The sequence below is a fragment of the Phormidesmis priestleyi ULC007 genome (genome assembly GCF_003003695.1).
Lineage (GTDB): Bacteria > Cyanobacteriota > Cyanobacteriia > Leptolyngbyales > Leptolyngbyaceae > Phormidesmis_A > Phormidesmis_A priestleyi_A.
On sequence record NZ_PVWG01000017.1, the window covers coordinates 34,723 to 52,660 of the forward strand.

Genomic DNA, 17,938 nt, shown 5'->3' on the forward strand with positions numbered 1-17,938 from the left:
ACCACTCATCAATCAACTCAATCCCTGAAAGACGATCGAGCGTTGTTTTTTAGACGACTTGACCCAAAACTCGCTCTAACACTTGCCGATAGGCTTCTTCAACGTTGCCTAAATCACGACGAAAACGGTCTTTATCCATGACGCGGCGATCGGGGTCAGTTTCAGTTTGGTTCCACAAGCGGCAAGTATCAGGGCTGATTTCGTCGGCTAAAAGAAGTTGATTTTTTGAATCAATGCCAAACTCTAGCTTGAAGTCCACCAGAGTGATTCCACACTGGTCAAAGAAAGCCGTGAGCAGGTCATTGATCCGCAGGGCCATTCTTCTTAGTTGATCCACCTGATCATCGGTAGCCAGATCAAGTAGACGCAGCCGATCGAGCGTCAGCAGAGGATCACCCAAGTCATCGTTTTTGTAGTAAAACTCCACGAAGGGTTTGCTGAGAATTGTTCCAAGCTTCAGACCTGTCTGTTGACAGAGACTACCCGCCGCAATGTTCCTGACGACGACTTCTAGTGGCAAAATTTTTACAGATTTAACCCGCATCTCATTAGGTGCAGGGCAGTCGATGAAGTGAGTGGGCACCCCGTTAGATTCCATTAGCTTGAAGAGGTGAGCAGACATCGCACAGTTGATTTCTCCTTTGCCTTGGATGCTGCCTCGCTTTTGAGCATTAAAGGCAGTGGCATCGTCTTTAAAGTGCGTCAATAGAATGTCTGGATCGTCTGTGGTGTAGAGGATCTTAGCTTTGCCTTCGTAGATTTTTTGTCCGATCGACATAGCAACGATCGCTCCCAAGCGCCAAATTTGAGCCTAACCATTGTACCGTTCATCTGTTAACTTACGGCTCCTCTCCAAGTGGTCTGAGGAGGTTGGGTTTCAGCCAACAGTTTCCCCTGCGAAATGACAAAGCGGACGATCGCACGCCGCCGAATCGCATTGGTGCGATCGTCCGCATCCAGAACGATTAAATTTGCAGGTTTGCCGACCTCGATCCCATAGTCTTCAAGGTGCAGCGTTTTAGCTCCGTTTCCCGTCACCATGTCATAGCAAGCGTCAATTTCTGAAGTTCCGGTCATCTGACAAACGTGCACTGCCATCGACGCGACATCTAACATATTGCCCGTGCCGAGCGAATACCACGGATCTTGCACGCAGTCATGCCCTAAGCTGACATTTCTGCCCTGCTGCCAGAGTTCCTTAACGCGAGTTACTCCACGACGTTTGGGATAGGTGTCAGTTCGTCCTTGCAGCGTGATGTTAATGAGCGGATTGGCAATGAAATTAAGCTGAGTGCGTTGCAGAAATCCCAAAAGCTTGAAAGCGTAAGCGTTATTGTAAGAGCCGAACGCTGTCGTATGACTGGCAGTGACTCGTGAACCCATCTCTGATCGAATTGCACAAGCGGCAACCACTTCTAGAAACCGAGATTGGTCGTCATCAATTTCATCGCAGTGAATATCGATTAAGCGATCGTACTTCTCCGCCAGTTCAAAAATGCGATGCACCGATCGCACCCCATCCTCACGAGTTAGCTCATAGTGAGGAATGCCGCCCACTGCATCCGCACCCATTTTCATGGCTTCTTCGATCAATTCGTCGTTTTTGGGATTGCCATAGATCCCATCTTGCGGGAACGCCACGATTTGCAAAGTCATCCAGTCTTTAACTTCTTCTCGCACTTCTAGTAAAGCTTGCAGAGCCGTCAAACTGGTTTCACTGACATCGGCGTGACTACGAACAAAGAGAACGCCTTGAGCCGCCTGCTGTTTGAGGGTGGCGATCGCCCGTTGCTTCACGTTATCGAGCGAAAGATTTTGCTTATACTCTCGCCAGATCTCGATGCCTTCAAACAAGGTGCCGCTTTGATTCCAGCGCGGATTTCCGGCAGTCAGCGCTGAGTCGAGATGAATGTGCGACTCTACAAAAGGCGGACTGACTAGTTGTTCGTGAATGTTTAACTCAAGGTGAGTCGTAGCCTCGATTTGGGGCGCGATCGCGGCAATCTTACCGTCTTGAATCGCAATATCTACGGTTTCGCTCTGACCCGATGGGCGCAGCAATCGACCCTGCTGTAAAATAACGTCGTAGACAGGCGTAGTCATAAAATTTGCACCTTTTGGCGATTGTCACGATTCATCCACTTTATCGGATGAGGATAGTGCAAAGAGTGCCAAAAGGTGCAGTCTGCAAAGGAAATTGCTATTTAATAGCTGGGGTAGCTTTGCCGTTCGAGCAGTGGCTCTAACCAGGGTTGAAACTCGTCTCGACGAAAGATTTGAGCGCGACGACGATAATCAAATCTGACTAAACTAGGCAATCCATGTTTGCGAAGACAGTCTTTAATCCAGGAGGCAACGCCTTGTCCGGCTTCAGGCAGCATCTCAGTTTGAAAAGGACCATACATTAACACCAGTTGACTGTTGGTTTGAAGCGGTGCATCTCGCTCGATTAGCTTCGTCAAACTGATTTTAGTATTTGCAGGGCGACTGCGGTTTGATTCTCGCCATTGATGCGAGGGGTGCGGTTCGGCTTTAGAATCGGGTCGATTTGCTTTGCGAAGCTCTGAAGCGGTGCTCGTTTTAGCGTGGGAATGAGACGAACGATGAGAATGGCTGTGTGGCATAAAACTCCTTACGAGAGAATAGAAAGATAGCGGATTCACCCCTGCCATCTATCGCAGACCTCATCAGGAGCCGTCTGACCTATTGGTAAATGCAACCTAAGTCAAGGTGTAAATCTTTATGTCTCAATAATATTATCTTTTCTAAAAAACCGCAAACATTAGTTTATCTATAGGTCAGGTTTGTATAGACAATCACAAAAATGTGGTACGCGGACGTGAGCGATCGAGGGTTTAGTTCAGACACTACAATCTGTTCTACTAAATCTGATAAGTTAGCTTGAGACTTATAAAGTATAGATAACGGTGAATCATGACTGTCTGCGAATTTAGGGCAGGTCTAGAAGGCGTTCCAGTAACCCAGTCCAGCATTAGCTTCGTGGACGGGCAAAAAGGCATCTTGGAATATCGGGGCATTCCCATCCAAGAACTTGCTGAAAAAAGCACCTTTTTGGAAACTGCCTATCTGTTGATCTGGAAAGAATTACCAACCAAAGAAGAATTAGAAGCCTTCAAAAATGAAATTCGATATCATCGAAGGCTGAAGTACCGCATTCGAGACATGATGAAGTGCTTTCCTGAAAGCGGTCATCCGATGGATGCACTCCAGGCTTGCGCGGCGGCGTTGGGCTTGTTTTACTCTCGCCGTGCTTTAGATGACCCCACCTATATTCGGGAGGCGGTCGTCAGGCTTTTGGCAAAGATTCCGACAATGGTTGCCGCCTTTCAACTGATGCGAAAGGGAAACGATCCGGTTCAGCCACGCGATGATTTGAACTACGCCGCCAACTTTCTCTACATGCTGAATGAGAAAGAACCTGACCCGCTAGCCGCCAAAATTTTTGAAGTGTGTCTGGTGATTCATGCCGAGCACACGATCAATGCCTCTACGTTCTCGGCAATGGTGACGGCTTCGACGTTGACCGATCCCTATGCGGTGATTGCGTCTGCTGTGGGCACGTTAGCAGGTCCGCTTCACGGAGGAGCCAGTGAAGAAGTGATCGAAATGCTGGAAGAAATCGGCTCGGTTGAAAATGTTCGTCCTTATCTGGACGATCGGCTTCAGCGCAAAGCCAGAATTATGGGCTTCGGGCATCGAGTTTATAAGGTTAAAGATCCCAGAGCCATTATTTTGCAAGAACTTGCAGAACAACTGTTTGAAAAGTTTGGGCACGACAAATATTACGACATCGCGACTGAGCTAGAACGAGCCGTCGAAGAAAAACTTGGTGGCAAGGGCATCTACCCCAACGTCGATTTCTACTCAGGCTTGGTTTATCGCAAGCTGGGAATTCCTACAGACCTGTTTACGCCTGTGTTTGCGATTTCTCGCGTCGCGGGCTGGCTGGCTCACTGGAAAGAACAATTGAACGAAAACCGGATCTTCCGACCAACGCAGATTTACACTGGGCTGCATTCAGTACCCTATGTATCGATCGACGATCGCTAACTTAACCCCAGATACGGGGTGTCACCCCTCTTGCTCTCTCAGCGATCCCTTGCAACTATAGTCAGGTGACGATTTTCAGGAACTCCAGCCTCCAAGCTTCTTGCGTTTGGGGGCTTCTTTTATGGAAAGTTAAGATCGGCAACTGTCAGAAACTCCGAATCGCCGCCTGACTCAAATCAGTATTCATTGGAATGAATGCAGACGATTGAATAATTTGATGACCAAAAGAGCTATAAATTCAGCACTTTGATGCGGTTCTGTTCCATTAGGAAAGATATACTGATAGGCGTTGAATGTCGCCCAAAAACTTCATCTTCAGGTGAGTCAGTGGCGACTAGAGAATGACTTGACGCAAGTTGGGAAAGCATGAACCCAGGAATTGACCTTCAAGGAACTTTTATTGAATCTGTCAGAGGTTTTGGCATCCCGCCTGGGGCTGCGAGAGCACTTTGGTTGCCTTTGCCGATGCTGATCATGCTGGTGGCAGCAACGGTGAGCGTGTTGGTGTTAGTTTGGCTAGAGCGAAAAATTTCTGCCGCCGCCCAACAGCGAATTGGCCCAGAATTTATCGGCCCGTTGGGCATTTTGGCTCCTCTAGCAGACGGGCTAAAGCTAGTTTTTAAGGAAGATACTACGCCATCTAAAGCAGATGGGCTTCTGTTTACATTGGGCCCGGCGATCGTCGTCATTCCCGTTTTTCTCTCTTACCTGATTGTCCCGTTTGGGCAAAATCTGATCGTCGCCGACGTGGGAATGGGCGTGTTTTTGTGGATTGCGCTGTCTAGCATCGTCCCGATCGGGCTTTTGATGTCGGGCTATGCCTCTAACAACAAATACTCGCTGTTAGGTGGTTTGAGAGCCGCCGCCCAATCGATCAGCTATGAGTTGCCGTTGGCGCTGTCGGTGTTAGCGATCGTGATGATGTCTAATTCCCTCAGCACTGTAGATATTGTGCAGCAACAGTCAGGCTACGGCATTCTCGGCTGGAACATTTGGCGACAACCCGTCGGGTTTTTGATCTTTTGGATTGCCGCCCTGGCAGAATGTGAGCGCATTCCTTTTGACTTGCCAGAAGCCGAAGAAGAACTCGTCGCTGGCTATCAGACTGAGTATTCTGGGATGAAGTTCGCCCTCTTTTATCTGGGTTCTTACGTCAACCTCACTCTGTCTGCGCTGCTGTTCGCGGTGCTTTATCTGGGCGGCTGGGAATTTCCGGTCAGCGTGAGTACGATCGCCAACTTGATTGGTGTGAGTGAAAACACTCCCTGGCTGCAAGTGAGCTTGGCAACGCTGGGCATCACGATGACGTTGTTAAAGGCTTACTTTTTGGTCTTCATTGCGATCTTGATGCGCTGGACGGTTCCCCGCGTGCGGATTGACCAATTGCTAGACTTGGGGTGGAAGTTCCTCTTACCCGTTTCGCTCGTCAATTTGCTGCTCACGGCGGGTCTAAAGTTAGCATTCCCGATCGCGTTTGGCGGCTGACCCTACTCTCATTTTCTGGAGAACACGGATGCTCAAGTTTCTTAAGCAAGTTGGTGACTATACCAAAGAGGCGTTTCAGGCGGGTAAATATATCGGTCAAGGGCTGTCTGTCACCTTCGACCACATGCGCCGCCGCCCCATCACCGTTCAATATCCCTACGAAAAGCTGATTCTTTCAGAGCGGTTTCGAGGGCGAATTCACTTTGAGTTTGACAAGTGCATTTCTTGCGAAGTCTGTGTGCGAGTTTGCCCCATCAACCTGCCCGTGGTCGATTGGGAATTCAACAAAGAATCTAAGAAAAAGCAGCTCAAGCATTACAGCATTGACTTCGGAGTTTGCATTTTTTGTGGCAACTGCGTCGAATATTGTCCAACCAACTGTTTGTCGATGACTGAAGAATATGAGCTGTCAACTTACGATCGTCACGAGTTAAACTACGACAGCGTAGCGTTAGGTCGCCTCCCTTATAAGGTGACCAACGACCCAATGGTGACCCCTTTAAGAGAATTTGCTTACCTGCCCAAGGGGGTTACTGATCCTCACGATCTCCCCGCAGGTTCGCGTCGTTCTGGGTTGCGCCCTGAAGAAATCTTAGACAAAGAACCTAAAGCATAGGAGTGAAGGACGTGAATTTAGCGGAAGGGGTTCAAATCGTCTCGTTGGGCGTGTTGGCAGTGATGATGCTGGGGTCTGCATTGGGCGTGGTGCTGTTAAAGAACATCGTTTACTCAGCCTTCTTGCTGGGCGGCGTGTTTATTAGCATCGCGGGACTGTATTTGTTGCTGAATGCGGACTTTGTGGCGTTTGCTCAAGTCTTGATTTACGTCGGAGCGGTCAACGTTCTGATTTTGTTTGCCATTATGCTGGTCAACAAGCGCGAAGATTTCAAAGTAGTGCCGAGAATGTGGATTCGTCAGGTGGCAACGGCGCTCGTGTGTTTTGGCATTTTTGCCCTGCTGGGAACGATGGTGGTGACGACTCCTTGGGCGATTTCGACCGAAACTGCTGTTGGAGATTCTTCGATCGTCCGCATCGGTCTACATTTCTTCAGCGATTTCTTATTGCCCTTTGAGTTGGCTTCGATATTGCTGCTAATGGCGTTGGTGGGTGCGATTGTGCTTGCCCGTCGTGAGTTTCTGCCCGAAACTGAGCTTGAGGCGGGTGAAACTGAATCGCTGACCTTGCCAGAACGTCCGCGTGATCTGATTACTACGGGTCGCGGCGATAGCACTATTCAATAAGAGTTTGGGACTATGCAACTTCAGTACTTTTTACTTCTTGCCGCCGCGCTTTTTTGCATTGGCATTTATGGCTTGATTACGAGTCGTAATGCGGTGCGGGTGTTGATGTCGATCGAGATCATGCTCAACGCTGTGAATCTAAATCTGATGGCATTTTCTAACTACCTCGATCCGCAGACGATTAAGGGGCAGATTTTTACCATCTTTGTGATTACGATCGCGGCAGCAGAAGCGGCGGTTGGGCTGGCGATCGTGCTTGCCATTTACCGCAATCGCGACACTGTGGATATGGAGCAGTTTAATTTGCTCAAGTGGTAGTTCATGGCAGAGATAATGGGCACGGCAGTGCCATGCCCGTACGCAGATTTAATTTGTAATTTTAAGGGTGCAAGCAGTTGCGCCTTTATTTTTTAGAATGATTTTGCGGTGATTTTTGCCAGTTGCTTTTATGATTAGAGGCATTCAAATCTAGTTTCCCTCAGTCAGCAAACCCTTTTCATCGCTGAATTTGCCCTCTATGTCTGAGACATCTCCCCTTCACGATCGCTATTTAGAACTCATCGATCAGATTGTGCAACTCACGCTCAAGGGCAACATTCGCTCTAAAGAGCAAGTTTATCAAATGCTGTTGCAAGAAGCCGAACCGGGCACTGGAGAAGACTTTGAGCAATGTTTGCGCGATCGCTTCACAACCACGCAGCAACAAGCCGACGATCCTAAAAACGAGGCAAAACAAGCGAAGGCAACTCGTTCATTAAGAGCGTTGCAAACGATTCGAGGAGAATGGGATCGCTGGCAAACTCAAAATCGATCGCGAGAAGCGATCGTCAGCGCACTGCATCAGATCACTCAGGCTGAATCGGCTCAACGCTTGCTGGCTTTCCTCAAGTTTACTGACCCCAATCATCCTCAAAAGCTTGCGCCTGAGCAGCTTAAACAACTGGCTGCTACGCTGCGCCAGCAGCCGATTTCTGATCCTGCAACGAAAGAAGAAATGCAGCAGCTTGCAGAAGGTATTGCCCGTGGGTTGGAGTCGTGGCAACATCTGCAAGGCCATCTGGTTAGCTGGATTTATGATCCCGATCAACTGGGATTTGGGGGTGCGTTAGGGCAGAATAATCCTTGGGCAACCTGGGCAAAACAGCCGATCGGAGCGGTGCCAAAGTCTCTATTTCAAGCGCTCTATGAGCAGCAGTCTGGCAGCGATTGGGCAGCGAGTCAGACCGAGGTGACGCTGGCAGCTTGGGTAGAGTTGGCGATCGTGCTGCAAGCGATCGAGCATGGATTGGTGAACTGGGCAGAAAATCTGGTCTATAACTCCAAAGCTGGGGCAAAACTGTCGATCGCAATTTTTCTGACATTTGGCGTGATTTGGTCGCAGTTGGCAAACGGCTTTAGTCGATCAACCTCGCTGAATTCTTTGAATCGCGATCGCTACACCGAAGCCGCATTCCGCATCACCCTGCAAGGATTACGAGTCTTTTCTCAACGCGATTATTTCCCGCTTTATGGCACCGTGTTTGCCTCTTTCACAGGAGGATATTTCCGCAACGCCATGAGCTATCTGAGCGAACCGCTTAAACACGCTGAGGGCACTCAAGAAAAAGCGCGAATTCTAACTTTATTGGGTTCATCACAGCGAGTTAGAGGGCCGCTTGACTTGGCAAAAGAGATGCATGCTATGGCGAGAGAAATCGCTCATGAAGCAGGCGATCGTCCCTGTGAAATTGCTAACTTGAATCATCTCAGCCGCATTGGTGTGACTGAAAAAGCCTACGCGGAAGCGATTAGCTATAGCCAACGGGCATTGATTTTAAGTCGGCAAAGCGGCGATCTCATGGGAGAAGCCAACGCCCTCGCAAATCTGGGTTACAGCGAGGTCTTTCAAGCCCAACAGCTTGAGTCAGCACCAGAAGTTTATGAAACAGCGATCGCCTATCTAGAACAAGGACTGGAACGCTCGGAAAGATTAGGAGACGGACAAAGCAAGGCACTTTGCTATACCAGTTTGGGCAATGCTTATGTAATTTTGGGCGAAGCGGAAAAAGCGCTGAAGTTTTTAGAGAGCGGCATTCGATCGTCTGAATTTTCGGGTGATCTCTATATTCAAGCGATCAATTTGGCTCATTTTGCTGAAGCGTTTTATCAACTAGAAAACTATGGTAAAGCAGTCTTATCCGCCTCTCTAGCCATGTATAAACTTGAACAAATGGGGTCTAACGATTGGCGACAGTCTGCTGGGTTACTCACCATTTTGCAAGGGCGATTAGGCGACTCATTTCAGCAAGTGTTAGAAGGACAGCGATCGTATATTCTTGAAGCGATCGGGGTGGATGGATACGACTATCTATCAGAGTTATTAGAACGATATCGAACCTCATCGTAGTCGAGATTTTTTTGTTGTTTATCAACAATCAAAACAGTGCCACTTTAGGAAGAGTAACAACCCTCAGTTCAGTCCTGTGGTCACTTGTAATACTAAAACTGTGAAGTATTTCAAGTTCTAGGGGGGTGAATTCGATGAAATCATCTAAGCGTTGGTCAGTGGTGCCTACGACGATCGCTGCCGTTCTAGCACTTGCGGGAGTTGCTTCTAGTCAAATTGTGGCAATCTCTCCAAACTCTTCAGCAGTGATGCTCAATGGCACGTCTGGCGGAACCAAAAAAGATTCAAGCTGTGCGGGGTTTGTTGCCGACACCCCTAACCATACAATTCAAGTGACCGCAGATAGCAACCTTCGCTTCAGCCTCAAGGGTGCTGGTCAACCGACGCTGCTGATTACTGGAGTCAAAGGGCAAGCCGTTTGTGTGCAAGCCGATAGTTTGTCGGGCGGCAAAATCGAGATTCCAGGGCGCTGGATTAAGGGTAACTACTCGGTCTATGTGGGCGATCGTGCCCAGGGACGCAATCCTTACACGCTATCAATTACTCCAAGATAAAGTCAATCAAACAGACGGGCAAAAGATTTGACTCTTTTGCCCGCCAACTATTTATAAAAGGGCATGTCATAACTTGCTCTCAATAAGCATCGGCTTCTTCTGGTCGTTGACCTAATCGATTGATCACCTTCACGAGTTCCTGAAAGGCAATGTCTTTCTTACAAAAAGCGTCAACCTTTGCGGTCTGAAGCATCACTTCGGTCTGAGGATCTTCTAGAGATGAATAAGCCAGAATTTTGATATTTGGATGATCTACTTTGATTTGAGTTGATGCGCTCAACCCATCCATCACGGGCATTTGTAGATCGATGACAATGACATCGGGCAAGTGACGATCTGCCATTTCAACCGCTTCTCGCCCGTTGCTTGCCAAACCCACCAACTCAATCCCTGCTTGCCGCTGCAACGCATGCTTAAGGCTCACACGAGTTAGTTCATGATCATCGACGACTAATACACGCAACACTTGACGCTCACAAGACAACATTTGAACCCGAAATATTGAGCTTAATACTTAGGTAGAATGTAGCAGTTTCCACATATTGAGTCCTCTACCGTAAGGATTAACCAGTACTAAGATTCAATATTGCTGAGTCTATGGCAGGTTTTACATCCAGTCTTTGAGCAGAGCCTGACGGCGAGGATGGCGCAATTTTCTCATTGCCTTTGCCTGAATCTGACGCACTCGCTCACGAGAAAGCTGGTAGCGCTCACCGATCTCAGTTAGGGTGTAGTGCTGTCCATCGGTTAAGCCAAACCGCAGCTTAATGATTTCTCGTTCACGATCGCTCAAATGGTCTAACACCGAGTTAAGGCGATCGCAGAGCAGATTGTGATCAAGCGATTGATTGGGCGCTATGTTGTCAGCGTCTTGAATGAGCTGCATCAACTCAGTGTCTTCGTCTCGCCCCACCCAAGCGTGAAGTGAGAGCGTACGCTGGCTCACATCTAAGACTTGTTCTAGTTTGTCCTCATCCATATCTAGCGCCCCGGCAAGTTCTTGCTTAGTAGGCTTACGTCCTAGAGTTTGGGTGAGCGTTTGCCGCACTTTGCGAACCTGGTTAAGTTTTTCGACCATGTGAACGGGGAGGCGAACTGTTCTTGACTGAGACGCGATCGCGCGGGTAATGCCCTGACGAATCCACCAATATGCGTAGGTCGAGAATTTGTAGCCTCGCTCATAATCGAATTTTTCGGCGGCTCTCATCAGCCCCATTGCTCCTTCTTGAATCAAGTCAAGAAAGGGAACGCCACGATTAAGATATTTTTTAGCAATAGAAACTACTAAACGAAGGTTGGCGCGAACGAGTTTGCGCTTTGCCTTTTCACCCTGGGCACCGCCTTTTGCGATTTCTCTAGCAAGTTCGATCTCTTGCGGTTGAGTCAGCAGAGGATAGCGGGCCATTTCTCGTAGAAACATCCCAACTGAGTCATCAGTAAGACCGAGATAATCGCTAGTTTTCCCTTTCACCGATCGCACCAGGGCTTCTGGCTCCAACTCTTCGTTGTCTAAGGCTTCTAGTTCAGTTGGGTCAATGTCGAGATCAACAGGAATTAAGTCAACCGAAGTGGGGGTGGTAGGAACTTTAGTTGTCATTGGGTTGGGTGCAAGGTTGCTAATTTACATTCAAAAATTTGAATCCAACTGTAGCTTACTTTTTGATCATTGTTCACATCTTTTTCAAGAAAGATGAGCTTTTTTGATTGTTTTTTTATTTGAAGTTGTTATTTTTTGCTTATGAGCTAAATTTTTAGCTTTTTTTGACCTAATTCTCGTGTCTTTATGGAAGAAATAGGGGTGGATGTAAGCGCTATAGTAAACGGTTTTGTTGATTAAGGGTGTCGAGTTTAGATCGGGGATGTGCAGATTTAGATCAGAAATATTATGGGAACAAAGATTTCAAACAAAACAAGAGGCAACCGGAGTTGAGCACCCGTTGCCTCTTGCTCATTTCTGCGCGAGTTTTCTTTAGTTCAATCAGTTAAACATAGTGACTTCTCTGACCTCTGACCCCTGACCCCTGACCCCTTATATAGCGGTTGCCTGCTGCGCCATCTCCATAAAGATTTTTTGCGAGCTTTGTTCGGGGCTGCCATTGGTGGGGCGACGCTGAACATATCGTCCGTCGGGCTGCAAATCCCAAGCGTGGCGGTTGTCTGCCAGCATAATGCCGAGAATTTCTTCTAGGTCTTTGATCAGATCAGGGTCTTCGATCGGAACCACCGCTTCGACCCGGCGATCGAGGTTGCGAGGCATCCAATCTGCACTGCCCATCAAGATTTCTTCTTGACCATTGTTATGGAAGTAAAAAATCCGCGAATGTTCCAAAAACCGACCGACCACGCTGACCACGCGAATATTTTCGCTGACCTCCTTCACACCGGGGCACAAACAGCAGATTCCCCGGACGATCAGATCGATCGAGACACCCGCTTGAGAGGCTTCATAAAGGGCAACGATCAGTCTAGGGTCAACGAGAGCATTCATTTTGGCAACGATCCGCCCGTGACCACCATTGCGCTGATGGTCGATTTCGCGGTGAATTAGGGTGAGGAGGCGATCGCGCAAATTGACCGGAGCCACCACTAATTTGCGATAAGACTGCTGACGCGAATAGCCTGTCAAGAAATTAAACAAATCGGTCAGGTCAGCGCCGAGATCGTTGTGACAGCTAAACATTCCCAGATCGGTATAGAGTAGGGCGGTTTTGGGATTGTAATTTCCCGTGCCAATGTGGACATAGCGACGAATTTTCCCTTCTTCGCGCCGCACGACTAACACGAGTTTGGTGTGAGTTTTCAGTCCGACTAGCCCATAAACGACGTGAACTCCTGCACTTTCTAGCTTTCTTGCCCAGAGGATGTTGTTTTCTTCATCAAATCGGGCTTTGAGTTCGACGAGCGCAGCCACTTGCTTCCCGTTTTCAGCCGCCGCGATCAAAGCGCTGACGATCGGAGAATCTCCAGAGGTGCGATAGAGCGTCATCTTGATGGCCAAGACGCTTGGGTCGTGAGCCGCCTCAGTAATAAATCGCTGCACACTTCTAGAGAACGAATAGTAAGGGTGATGCACCAGCAAATCTTGTTTGCGAATCACCGAGAAAAAGTCTTCTTCGCTTTCGGCAAGATCTTCGATATCGATTTCGTTGACTCGTTTGAGTCGGGGCGGTGTCACCGGACTCCAAGGCGGATCTTTGAGTTCGGGCACGGGTAGGTCTATCAGCCCAAACAGATCTCGCAGACAGAGCAATCCTTCGACTTCGTAGACATCGTTGGAGGTTAAGCCCATTTCCTGCATGAGCATTGCGCGGATGCCTTCGGGCATTGAGGGCTGAAGCTCGATGCGAACTACAGAACCTCCAAAGCGGCGTTTTCGCAATTCTTGCTCGATCGCCAGCATCAAATCTTCGGCTTCGTCTTCTTCAAGATCTAGATCGGCGTTGCGGGTGATGCGAAACGGATAGTATTCCTGAATCTTCATGCCTGGAAAGAGCGGATCTAAATTGTGAGCAATCACTTGCTCTAGGGGAACGCCTGCCCAAACGGGAGGGCGAGATTTTGGCACCGATGTGGGCAAATCTTGAGTTTCGATCGGCAACTGAATAAATCGCGGCAAAACTTTGGGCACTTTCACCCTGGCAAATAATTCTTCGTCCGTGATGCCGTCTTTGACCACCACCGCTAAATTGAGGCTGAGACTTGAGATGTAGGGAAACGGATGGCTGGGGTCGATCGCCAACGGGGTCAGGACCGGAAACACCTGCTCCTCAAAATAGGTTTGCAGATAGGTGCGCTGCTCTTGATTGAGATCAATATAGTCAAGCAGATAAATGCCCTGAGCCGCTAATTGAGGGCGCAACGCTTGCTCAAAATGGCGATGCTGCTTTTCGACCATTGGGCGCAGCCGTTGATAGATCATGTCTAAATGCTCTTGGGGGGTGCGCCCATCGGCACTGAGCTTGCTGACCTGCGCTTCGACTTGTTCTTTAAGGGCGGCAACTCTCACCATGAAATATTCATCCAGGTTAGAGCTATAAATTGCCATAAATTTGAGCCGTTCTAACAGAGGAGTGCGAGGATCAAACGCTTCGTGCAGCACTCGATTGTTAAACTCTAGCCAGCTCATTTCGCGGCTGAAGTAATATTGCGGATCGCTGAGATTAATCTCTTCGAGAGCTTTTTTACGTCGGGGCATAGGGGTTAAAATACTTCCTCTTCAAGACCAACCCACCACTCGCCTAAACTCATCAAGTCTTGATGAAGATCTGCCAGCGCAGCTTCATAGTCTTCGGGTGAAAGGGTCGATTGGCGCTCTTTTAATTTGATCAGTCGCAGTTGCGCTAATAGCCAGGGTTTTGAGATGCCATTGGTGGCTTCTATATAATGGGCGAGTTTGTTGCTGTCCATATAGGCTAGGGACTCAAGATCCTGGGATCAGAATTTTTACACAATTACCATATCGTACTCGTTGAATTTGTGGGTGTTATCTAGCACAAGTTGCAAAAAAACAGCCACGATCGCTTCGTGACTGTCTAACTATCCTATCTTTCAACTAAATCTGACTAGGCAGCGAGGTTATGGGCAACAAAGTCCCAGTTGACTAGCTTGTCTAAGAAGTTGTCGATAAACGCGGGGCGCGCATTTTTGAAGTCAATGTAGTAGGCGTGTTCCCACACGTCAAGGGTGAGAAGTGCTTTCTGCCCGTAAGCGAGAGGGTCTTCTGCATTGGGGGTTTTGATGACTTTGAGGGTGCCACCGTCGTCAACGAGCCAGGCCCAACCGCTACCAAACTGGGTGGTTGCGGCCGCCTTAAACTCTTCTCTAAACTTGTCATAGCTGCCGAAGTCTTTGTTGATTCGTTCAGCAACTTCACCCGTCGGAGCGCCACCGCCACCCGCTTTCAGGCAGTTCCAGAAGAAGGTGTGGTTCCAAACTTGAGCCGCGTTGTTAAACACCCCAACCTTGGCCGGGTCTTTAAACGATGCGGTGATGATTTCTTCTAACGGCTTACTGTCAAGCTCAGTATCTTTGATCAGGTTGTTGAGGTTTGTGACATAGGCAGCGTGATGCTTGCCGTAGTGATAATCAAACGTCTCTGCCTTCATGCCATATGGCTCAAGCGCGTCTTTAGCAAACGGTAAAGGGGGCTGTGTAACTGCCATTGTGTTCTATCCTCTTCTAGTCTGGTTTCAGGCTTTGGCGAAAAGACTTCTATTCGCATTCTATACAAGCTTGTCTCCTGCCGCCGATTACTTCACGAGATCGGCAGAAACATAACTACATACTCAATTTTATCGCAAAACGAAGAGGTAATGACTTTAGATTAGTCTGGGATGATGTTGAGCGAATTGAGCGTGAGCTTGCAGCGATCGTGGCTCTGCAAATTTTCAGCGATCGTCAATAGCAAATAGTCAGCGCCCTCGATGCGAATCAGCAGCGAAAGCTCGATCGGTTGGGCTAGATCGTGGTCTTGTTGAACCGTGTTGAGAATGCGAGACTGACGATCGATGGCATCCAAACGGGTGACTAGATGGCGGCAGGGGCGATCGTTGGGCTGAATCTTTGCGGTGAGTTTTGCTCTCGTCTTAGGAAGCGGATTGATGTATAGAAAAGAAGTGGACTGGCTCGCGTCTGAATTGGTCGCCAGATTGAGAACATCCGCTTGTTCCCAAAGTGAATAGCCTGACGTTCTGGTGGTCGCAACCCAATCAAATTGACCGCCAGGGCGCGATGAGCCGACAAAGTTCCGCATGGCTTCAAAGGTGTTAATAGCGGTTGATAAAGAAGTCGATCGCTGCCTTTTATAAATGTTGACTGTGATCCCATTTGTCAACCGAAACACTTCAGGAAGCCGCTTAAAATCTTGAGCAATTTGCCAATGGGTTGCAAAGATTTCGTTGATTACTTTGACTACATCTTGCTCGGCTGGGCGCAAGTTATATTGAAATGGCTCTGCGACGACGACGTATTCTGCTTGTAATAATTGATCGATCGGATAGCGATCTCGCGAGTCAACATCTTCGACTGGCAGCAAATTTAGCACCTGTTTGTGATGCAGAGTTTGGTCTGTGCTAGTGATTATACTCCCGTTAAACAAAGCAGAAGAGCCGCCAATATAGATAGGTTCGTGATTAGGAGTCAGGCTGACCAGATAGCGATTTAACCGCACGACTTCGTTGTAATCTGTTCGCCGCAACGGGGCATTGTTAGCGGCAAACAACTCGCTTAACGGAGTGCCTGTGTTATCCGGAAGGACGCTCATCCCGAACCGAGTGGGACGCAGAAACGTGCGATCGAGTCCACTCACCGGAGCCAGTCCGATGATCAGATTAATGGCTAGATAGGCGACAAAAATTCCTAAAGCGAGCCGTCGATTTTTTTTCAGCGTCAACCAAATCGTCCAGCCAAAGGCAACCAAACCGAGAATAATCAAGGGTGTGAAATGAGTGGTGTAATGAACGCCAATGGTTTTCACCTTGATCACCCACAGCAAAAACAGCATCCCGTAAAACGAGACGATAAAGCGAACGGCAGAACTGGATAAGATGCGAGTTTTAAGCCCGATCGCATAGCCCAAAGCCGCGATCAGACAGGCAACCCAGCCAAATGAGATGCCATAATATTGCAAGCCTTGACCGAGCGAAACCTCGTAAGACGTATATAAACTGCTGAAGTCGTTGTGCAGAATTCGTAGAATAAAGTGCCTGCCGAACAGGACGATCGTTGCCAAACTGACGACCACAATCAGCCCAATGTGTAATCCCCGATTGATCAACTCTCGACCTGCCTGCCGAGGAGATTGCCGCCATTGAGAAGCCGCATCAATTAGCGCTTGCAAACCCAACGCGACTAAAAATGCGATCACGGCATAGGCATAGTGACGACGAAACAAAGGCGCACACCCCAACAAAACTCCGATCGCGACACTCTGCCTGCGAGATTTGAGCCTCACATCTTGCAAATAAACATAGACTGCAAGCGCCATCAGCAACGCGGCTCCGATATCAACATAGCCGCGCAGAGTCGGTGCCCAAGCGATCGGAGTGGCGATCGTGACTAACACTGTTGTCCAGCGAACGTGATTGGGTTGAGCGGTTGGGATGAGTTGAGTCGCGATCGCTGCCAACGTCAAAGTAAACGGCACAAAATAGACGAGTGACACACTGAGAATATAGACTAAGCGAGACTCTCCAAACGCAAATCGCAACGGCAAGAGCAATAGGGTCGGGTATTTGCCATAATCACTTCCAGCCGATCGCCAAGTGCTAATCAGCGCTCGAAGAGGTGAAGTGCGAAAGGCAGATTCCGTTTCGTCAAGCAGCCGTTGATAAGTGGTGTAATCCCACCAATAAAAGGTTTTCTCACTTGAAACATATAAGATGACTAGCGCGATCGTGATTACCAGCAGACCCGTGAACAAACCGATTTGTGAGAGCGATTGGTGGTCAACATTCTTCAGCGATCGGGAGAAAGGGCGCATTTTTTATCGGTCTGAAAGGGGCGATCGTGTCCAAACCACAGCAGAACCGCACACATTTTCAGTTGCTTAGACGATTAATAACTCTGCCCAGCGATAGATATCACTCAAAGGGAGATAGCTCGTGCGATATGCAACTAAGAACCCTCACCCCAAATCCCTCTCCCGCAGGAGCTTGTGTATACACTAATTGCTTCAAGTTCGGATTGCTGGAGGTCGCCCCCTAAATCCCCCCTTCTGGGGGACTTTGACCTCAGACTTTCAGTTTCAAAGTCCCCCAGAAGGGGGGATTTAGGGGGCAGAAGCCGCTCACAACGAAGCGAAAGGACTTATGTATACACGGCAGGAGCGCTGGGTGAAGGACTTTCAACCGATCTCTGGTTCCCTCACCTGCGGGAGAGGGCTAGGGTGAGGGCTGCTTTTGGGCGGTTTTAGGAAAGTCGGACACCGCGTCACCGCATCCCCAGATAAAAAGAATCCCCAATCCACTAGGCATGGACTGAGGATTTTAATCAGGGTGCATCTACCAACTCCTAATTCCAGAGTTTTCGCAGCTTCCCGGAAATAAATGCGCCAGTTGAATGAACTTTCGGTAACGACTTTTCGTCGAGAGTATTCATGCATAAAGCCCTTTGTGCTTTGTGGAAGGCTTCTATCCTGTACTGGCAGGATGCCCATCCCACAAATCATTCAGGATTGCTATAGATTGTGTGCAAGAAGGGT

At 48.6% G+C, this 17,938-nt stretch carries 16 protein-coding genes; 7 read left to right on the forward strand and 9 right to left on the reverse strand.

Features of this window, described 5'->3' with window-relative positions; all coding sequences use genetic code 11:
- Positions 1-49 precede the first annotated feature (49 nt).
- From purC to C7B65_RS15335, 3 genes are all read right to left on the reverse strand, one after another.
- Positions 50-778 carry a phosphoribosylaminoimidazolesuccinocarboxamide synthase gene (gene purC, locus C7B65_RS15325; RefSeq protein WP_073072656.1) on the reverse strand — a complete coding sequence of 243 codons (729 nt, stop codon included), beginning with the start codon at positions 776-778 and terminating at the stop codon, positions 50-52.
- Positions 779-834: 56 nt separating this feature from the next.
- On the reverse strand, positions 835-2,103 hold the full coding sequence (gene codA / locus C7B65_RS15330; protein ID WP_073072654.1) for a cytosine deaminase: 1,269 nt from the start codon (positions 2,101-2,103) through the stop codon (positions 835-837).
- 101 nt (positions 2,104-2,204) lie between these two features.
- Complete coding sequence (locus C7B65_RS15335) at positions 2,205-2,624, reverse strand: hypothetical protein (protein WP_083582985.1); 420 nt, start codon at positions 2,622-2,624, stop codon at positions 2,205-2,207.
- Positions 2,625-2,934: 310 nt separating this feature from the next.
- Between C7B65_RS15335 and C7B65_RS15340 the strand changes: the two genes are divergently transcribed.
- The 7 genes from C7B65_RS15340 (at position 2,935) to C7B65_RS15370 (ending at position 9,738) form a co-directional block, all read left to right on the forward strand.
- Positions 2,935-4,071: a citrate synthase gene (locus C7B65_RS15340; RefSeq protein ID WP_073072652.1), complete on the forward strand. Its 1,137-nt coding sequence runs from the start codon at positions 2,935-2,937 to the stop codon at positions 4,069-4,071.
- Between the two features lie 366 nt (positions 4,072-4,437).
- Positions 4,438-5,556 carry an NADH-quinone oxidoreductase subunit NuoH gene (nuoH, locus tag C7B65_RS15345; protein WP_073072651.1) on the forward strand — a complete coding sequence of 373 codons (1,119 nt, stop codon included), beginning with the start codon at positions 4,438-4,440 and terminating at the stop codon, positions 5,554-5,556.
- A gap of 28 nt (positions 5,557-5,584) precedes the next feature.
- Positions 5,585-6,172 (forward strand): NAD(P)H-quinone oxidoreductase subunit I, encoded by a 588-nt coding sequence (ndhI, locus tag C7B65_RS15350; protein ID WP_073072650.1) that lies wholly within the window; start codon positions 5,585-5,587, stop codon positions 6,170-6,172.
- An 11-nt stretch (positions 6,173-6,183) separates the two neighbouring features.
- Entirely contained in the window at positions 6,184-6,798 is a 615-nt protein-coding gene (locus C7B65_RS15355) for an NADH-quinone oxidoreductase subunit J (RefSeq protein WP_073072738.1), read from the forward strand.
- 12 nt (positions 6,799-6,810) lie between these two features.
- On the forward strand, positions 6,811-7,116 hold the full coding sequence (nuoK, locus tag C7B65_RS15360) for an NADH-quinone oxidoreductase subunit NuoK (RefSeq protein ID WP_073072649.1): 306 nt from the start codon (positions 6,811-6,813) through the stop codon (positions 7,114-7,116).
- Between the two features lie 199 nt (positions 7,117-7,315).
- Complete coding sequence (locus tag C7B65_RS15365; RefSeq protein ID WP_073072648.1) at positions 7,316-9,184, forward strand: tetratricopeptide repeat protein; 1,869 nt, start codon at positions 7,316-7,318, stop codon at positions 9,182-9,184.
- 134 nt (positions 9,185-9,318) lie between these two features.
- A complete protein-coding gene (locus tag C7B65_RS15370; RefSeq protein ID WP_073072646.1) occupies positions 9,319-9,738 on the forward strand; it encodes a hypothetical protein in 420 nt (139 codons plus the stop codon).
- A 79-nt stretch (positions 9,739-9,817) separates the two neighbouring features.
- On the opposite strand, the gene C7B65_RS15375 is transcribed toward C7B65_RS15370, so the two are convergent.
- From C7B65_RS15375 to C7B65_RS15400, 6 genes are all read right to left on the reverse strand, one after another.
- Entirely contained in the window at positions 9,818-10,225 is a 408-nt protein-coding gene (locus C7B65_RS15375) for a response regulator (protein ID WP_073072644.1), read from the reverse strand.
- A 120-nt stretch (positions 10,226-10,345) separates the two neighbouring features.
- Positions 10,346-11,335, reverse strand: coding sequence for a sigma-70 family RNA polymerase sigma factor (locus tag C7B65_RS15380; RefSeq protein WP_073072642.1), 990 nt, complete (start codon positions 11,333-11,335; stop codon positions 10,346-10,348).
- A gap of 432 nt (positions 11,336-11,767) precedes the next feature.
- Positions 11,768-13,933 carry a polyphosphate kinase 1 gene (gene ppk1, locus C7B65_RS15385; protein WP_073072640.1) on the reverse strand — a complete coding sequence of 722 codons (2,166 nt, stop codon included), beginning with the start codon at positions 13,931-13,933 and terminating at the stop codon, positions 11,768-11,770.
- Positions 13,934-13,938: 5 nt separating this feature from the next.
- On the reverse strand, positions 13,939-14,145 hold the full coding sequence (locus C7B65_RS15390; protein ID WP_073072638.1) for a hypothetical protein: 207 nt from the start codon (positions 14,143-14,145) through the stop codon (positions 13,939-13,941).
- A 155-nt stretch (positions 14,146-14,300) separates the two neighbouring features.
- The gene (gene sodB, locus C7B65_RS15395; protein ID WP_073072637.1) at positions 14,301-14,900 is read right to left on the reverse strand and encodes a superoxide dismutase [Fe]; all 600 of its coding nucleotides are present in this window, start codon (positions 14,898-14,900) and stop codon (positions 14,301-14,303) included.
- Between the two features lie 161 nt (positions 14,901-15,061).
- Positions 15,062-17,218 (reverse strand): hypothetical protein, encoded by a 2,157-nt coding sequence (locus tag C7B65_RS15400; RefSeq protein WP_073072635.1) that lies wholly within the window; start codon positions 17,216-17,218, stop codon positions 15,062-15,064.
- Between the last annotated feature and the right edge of the window lie 720 nt (positions 17,219-17,938).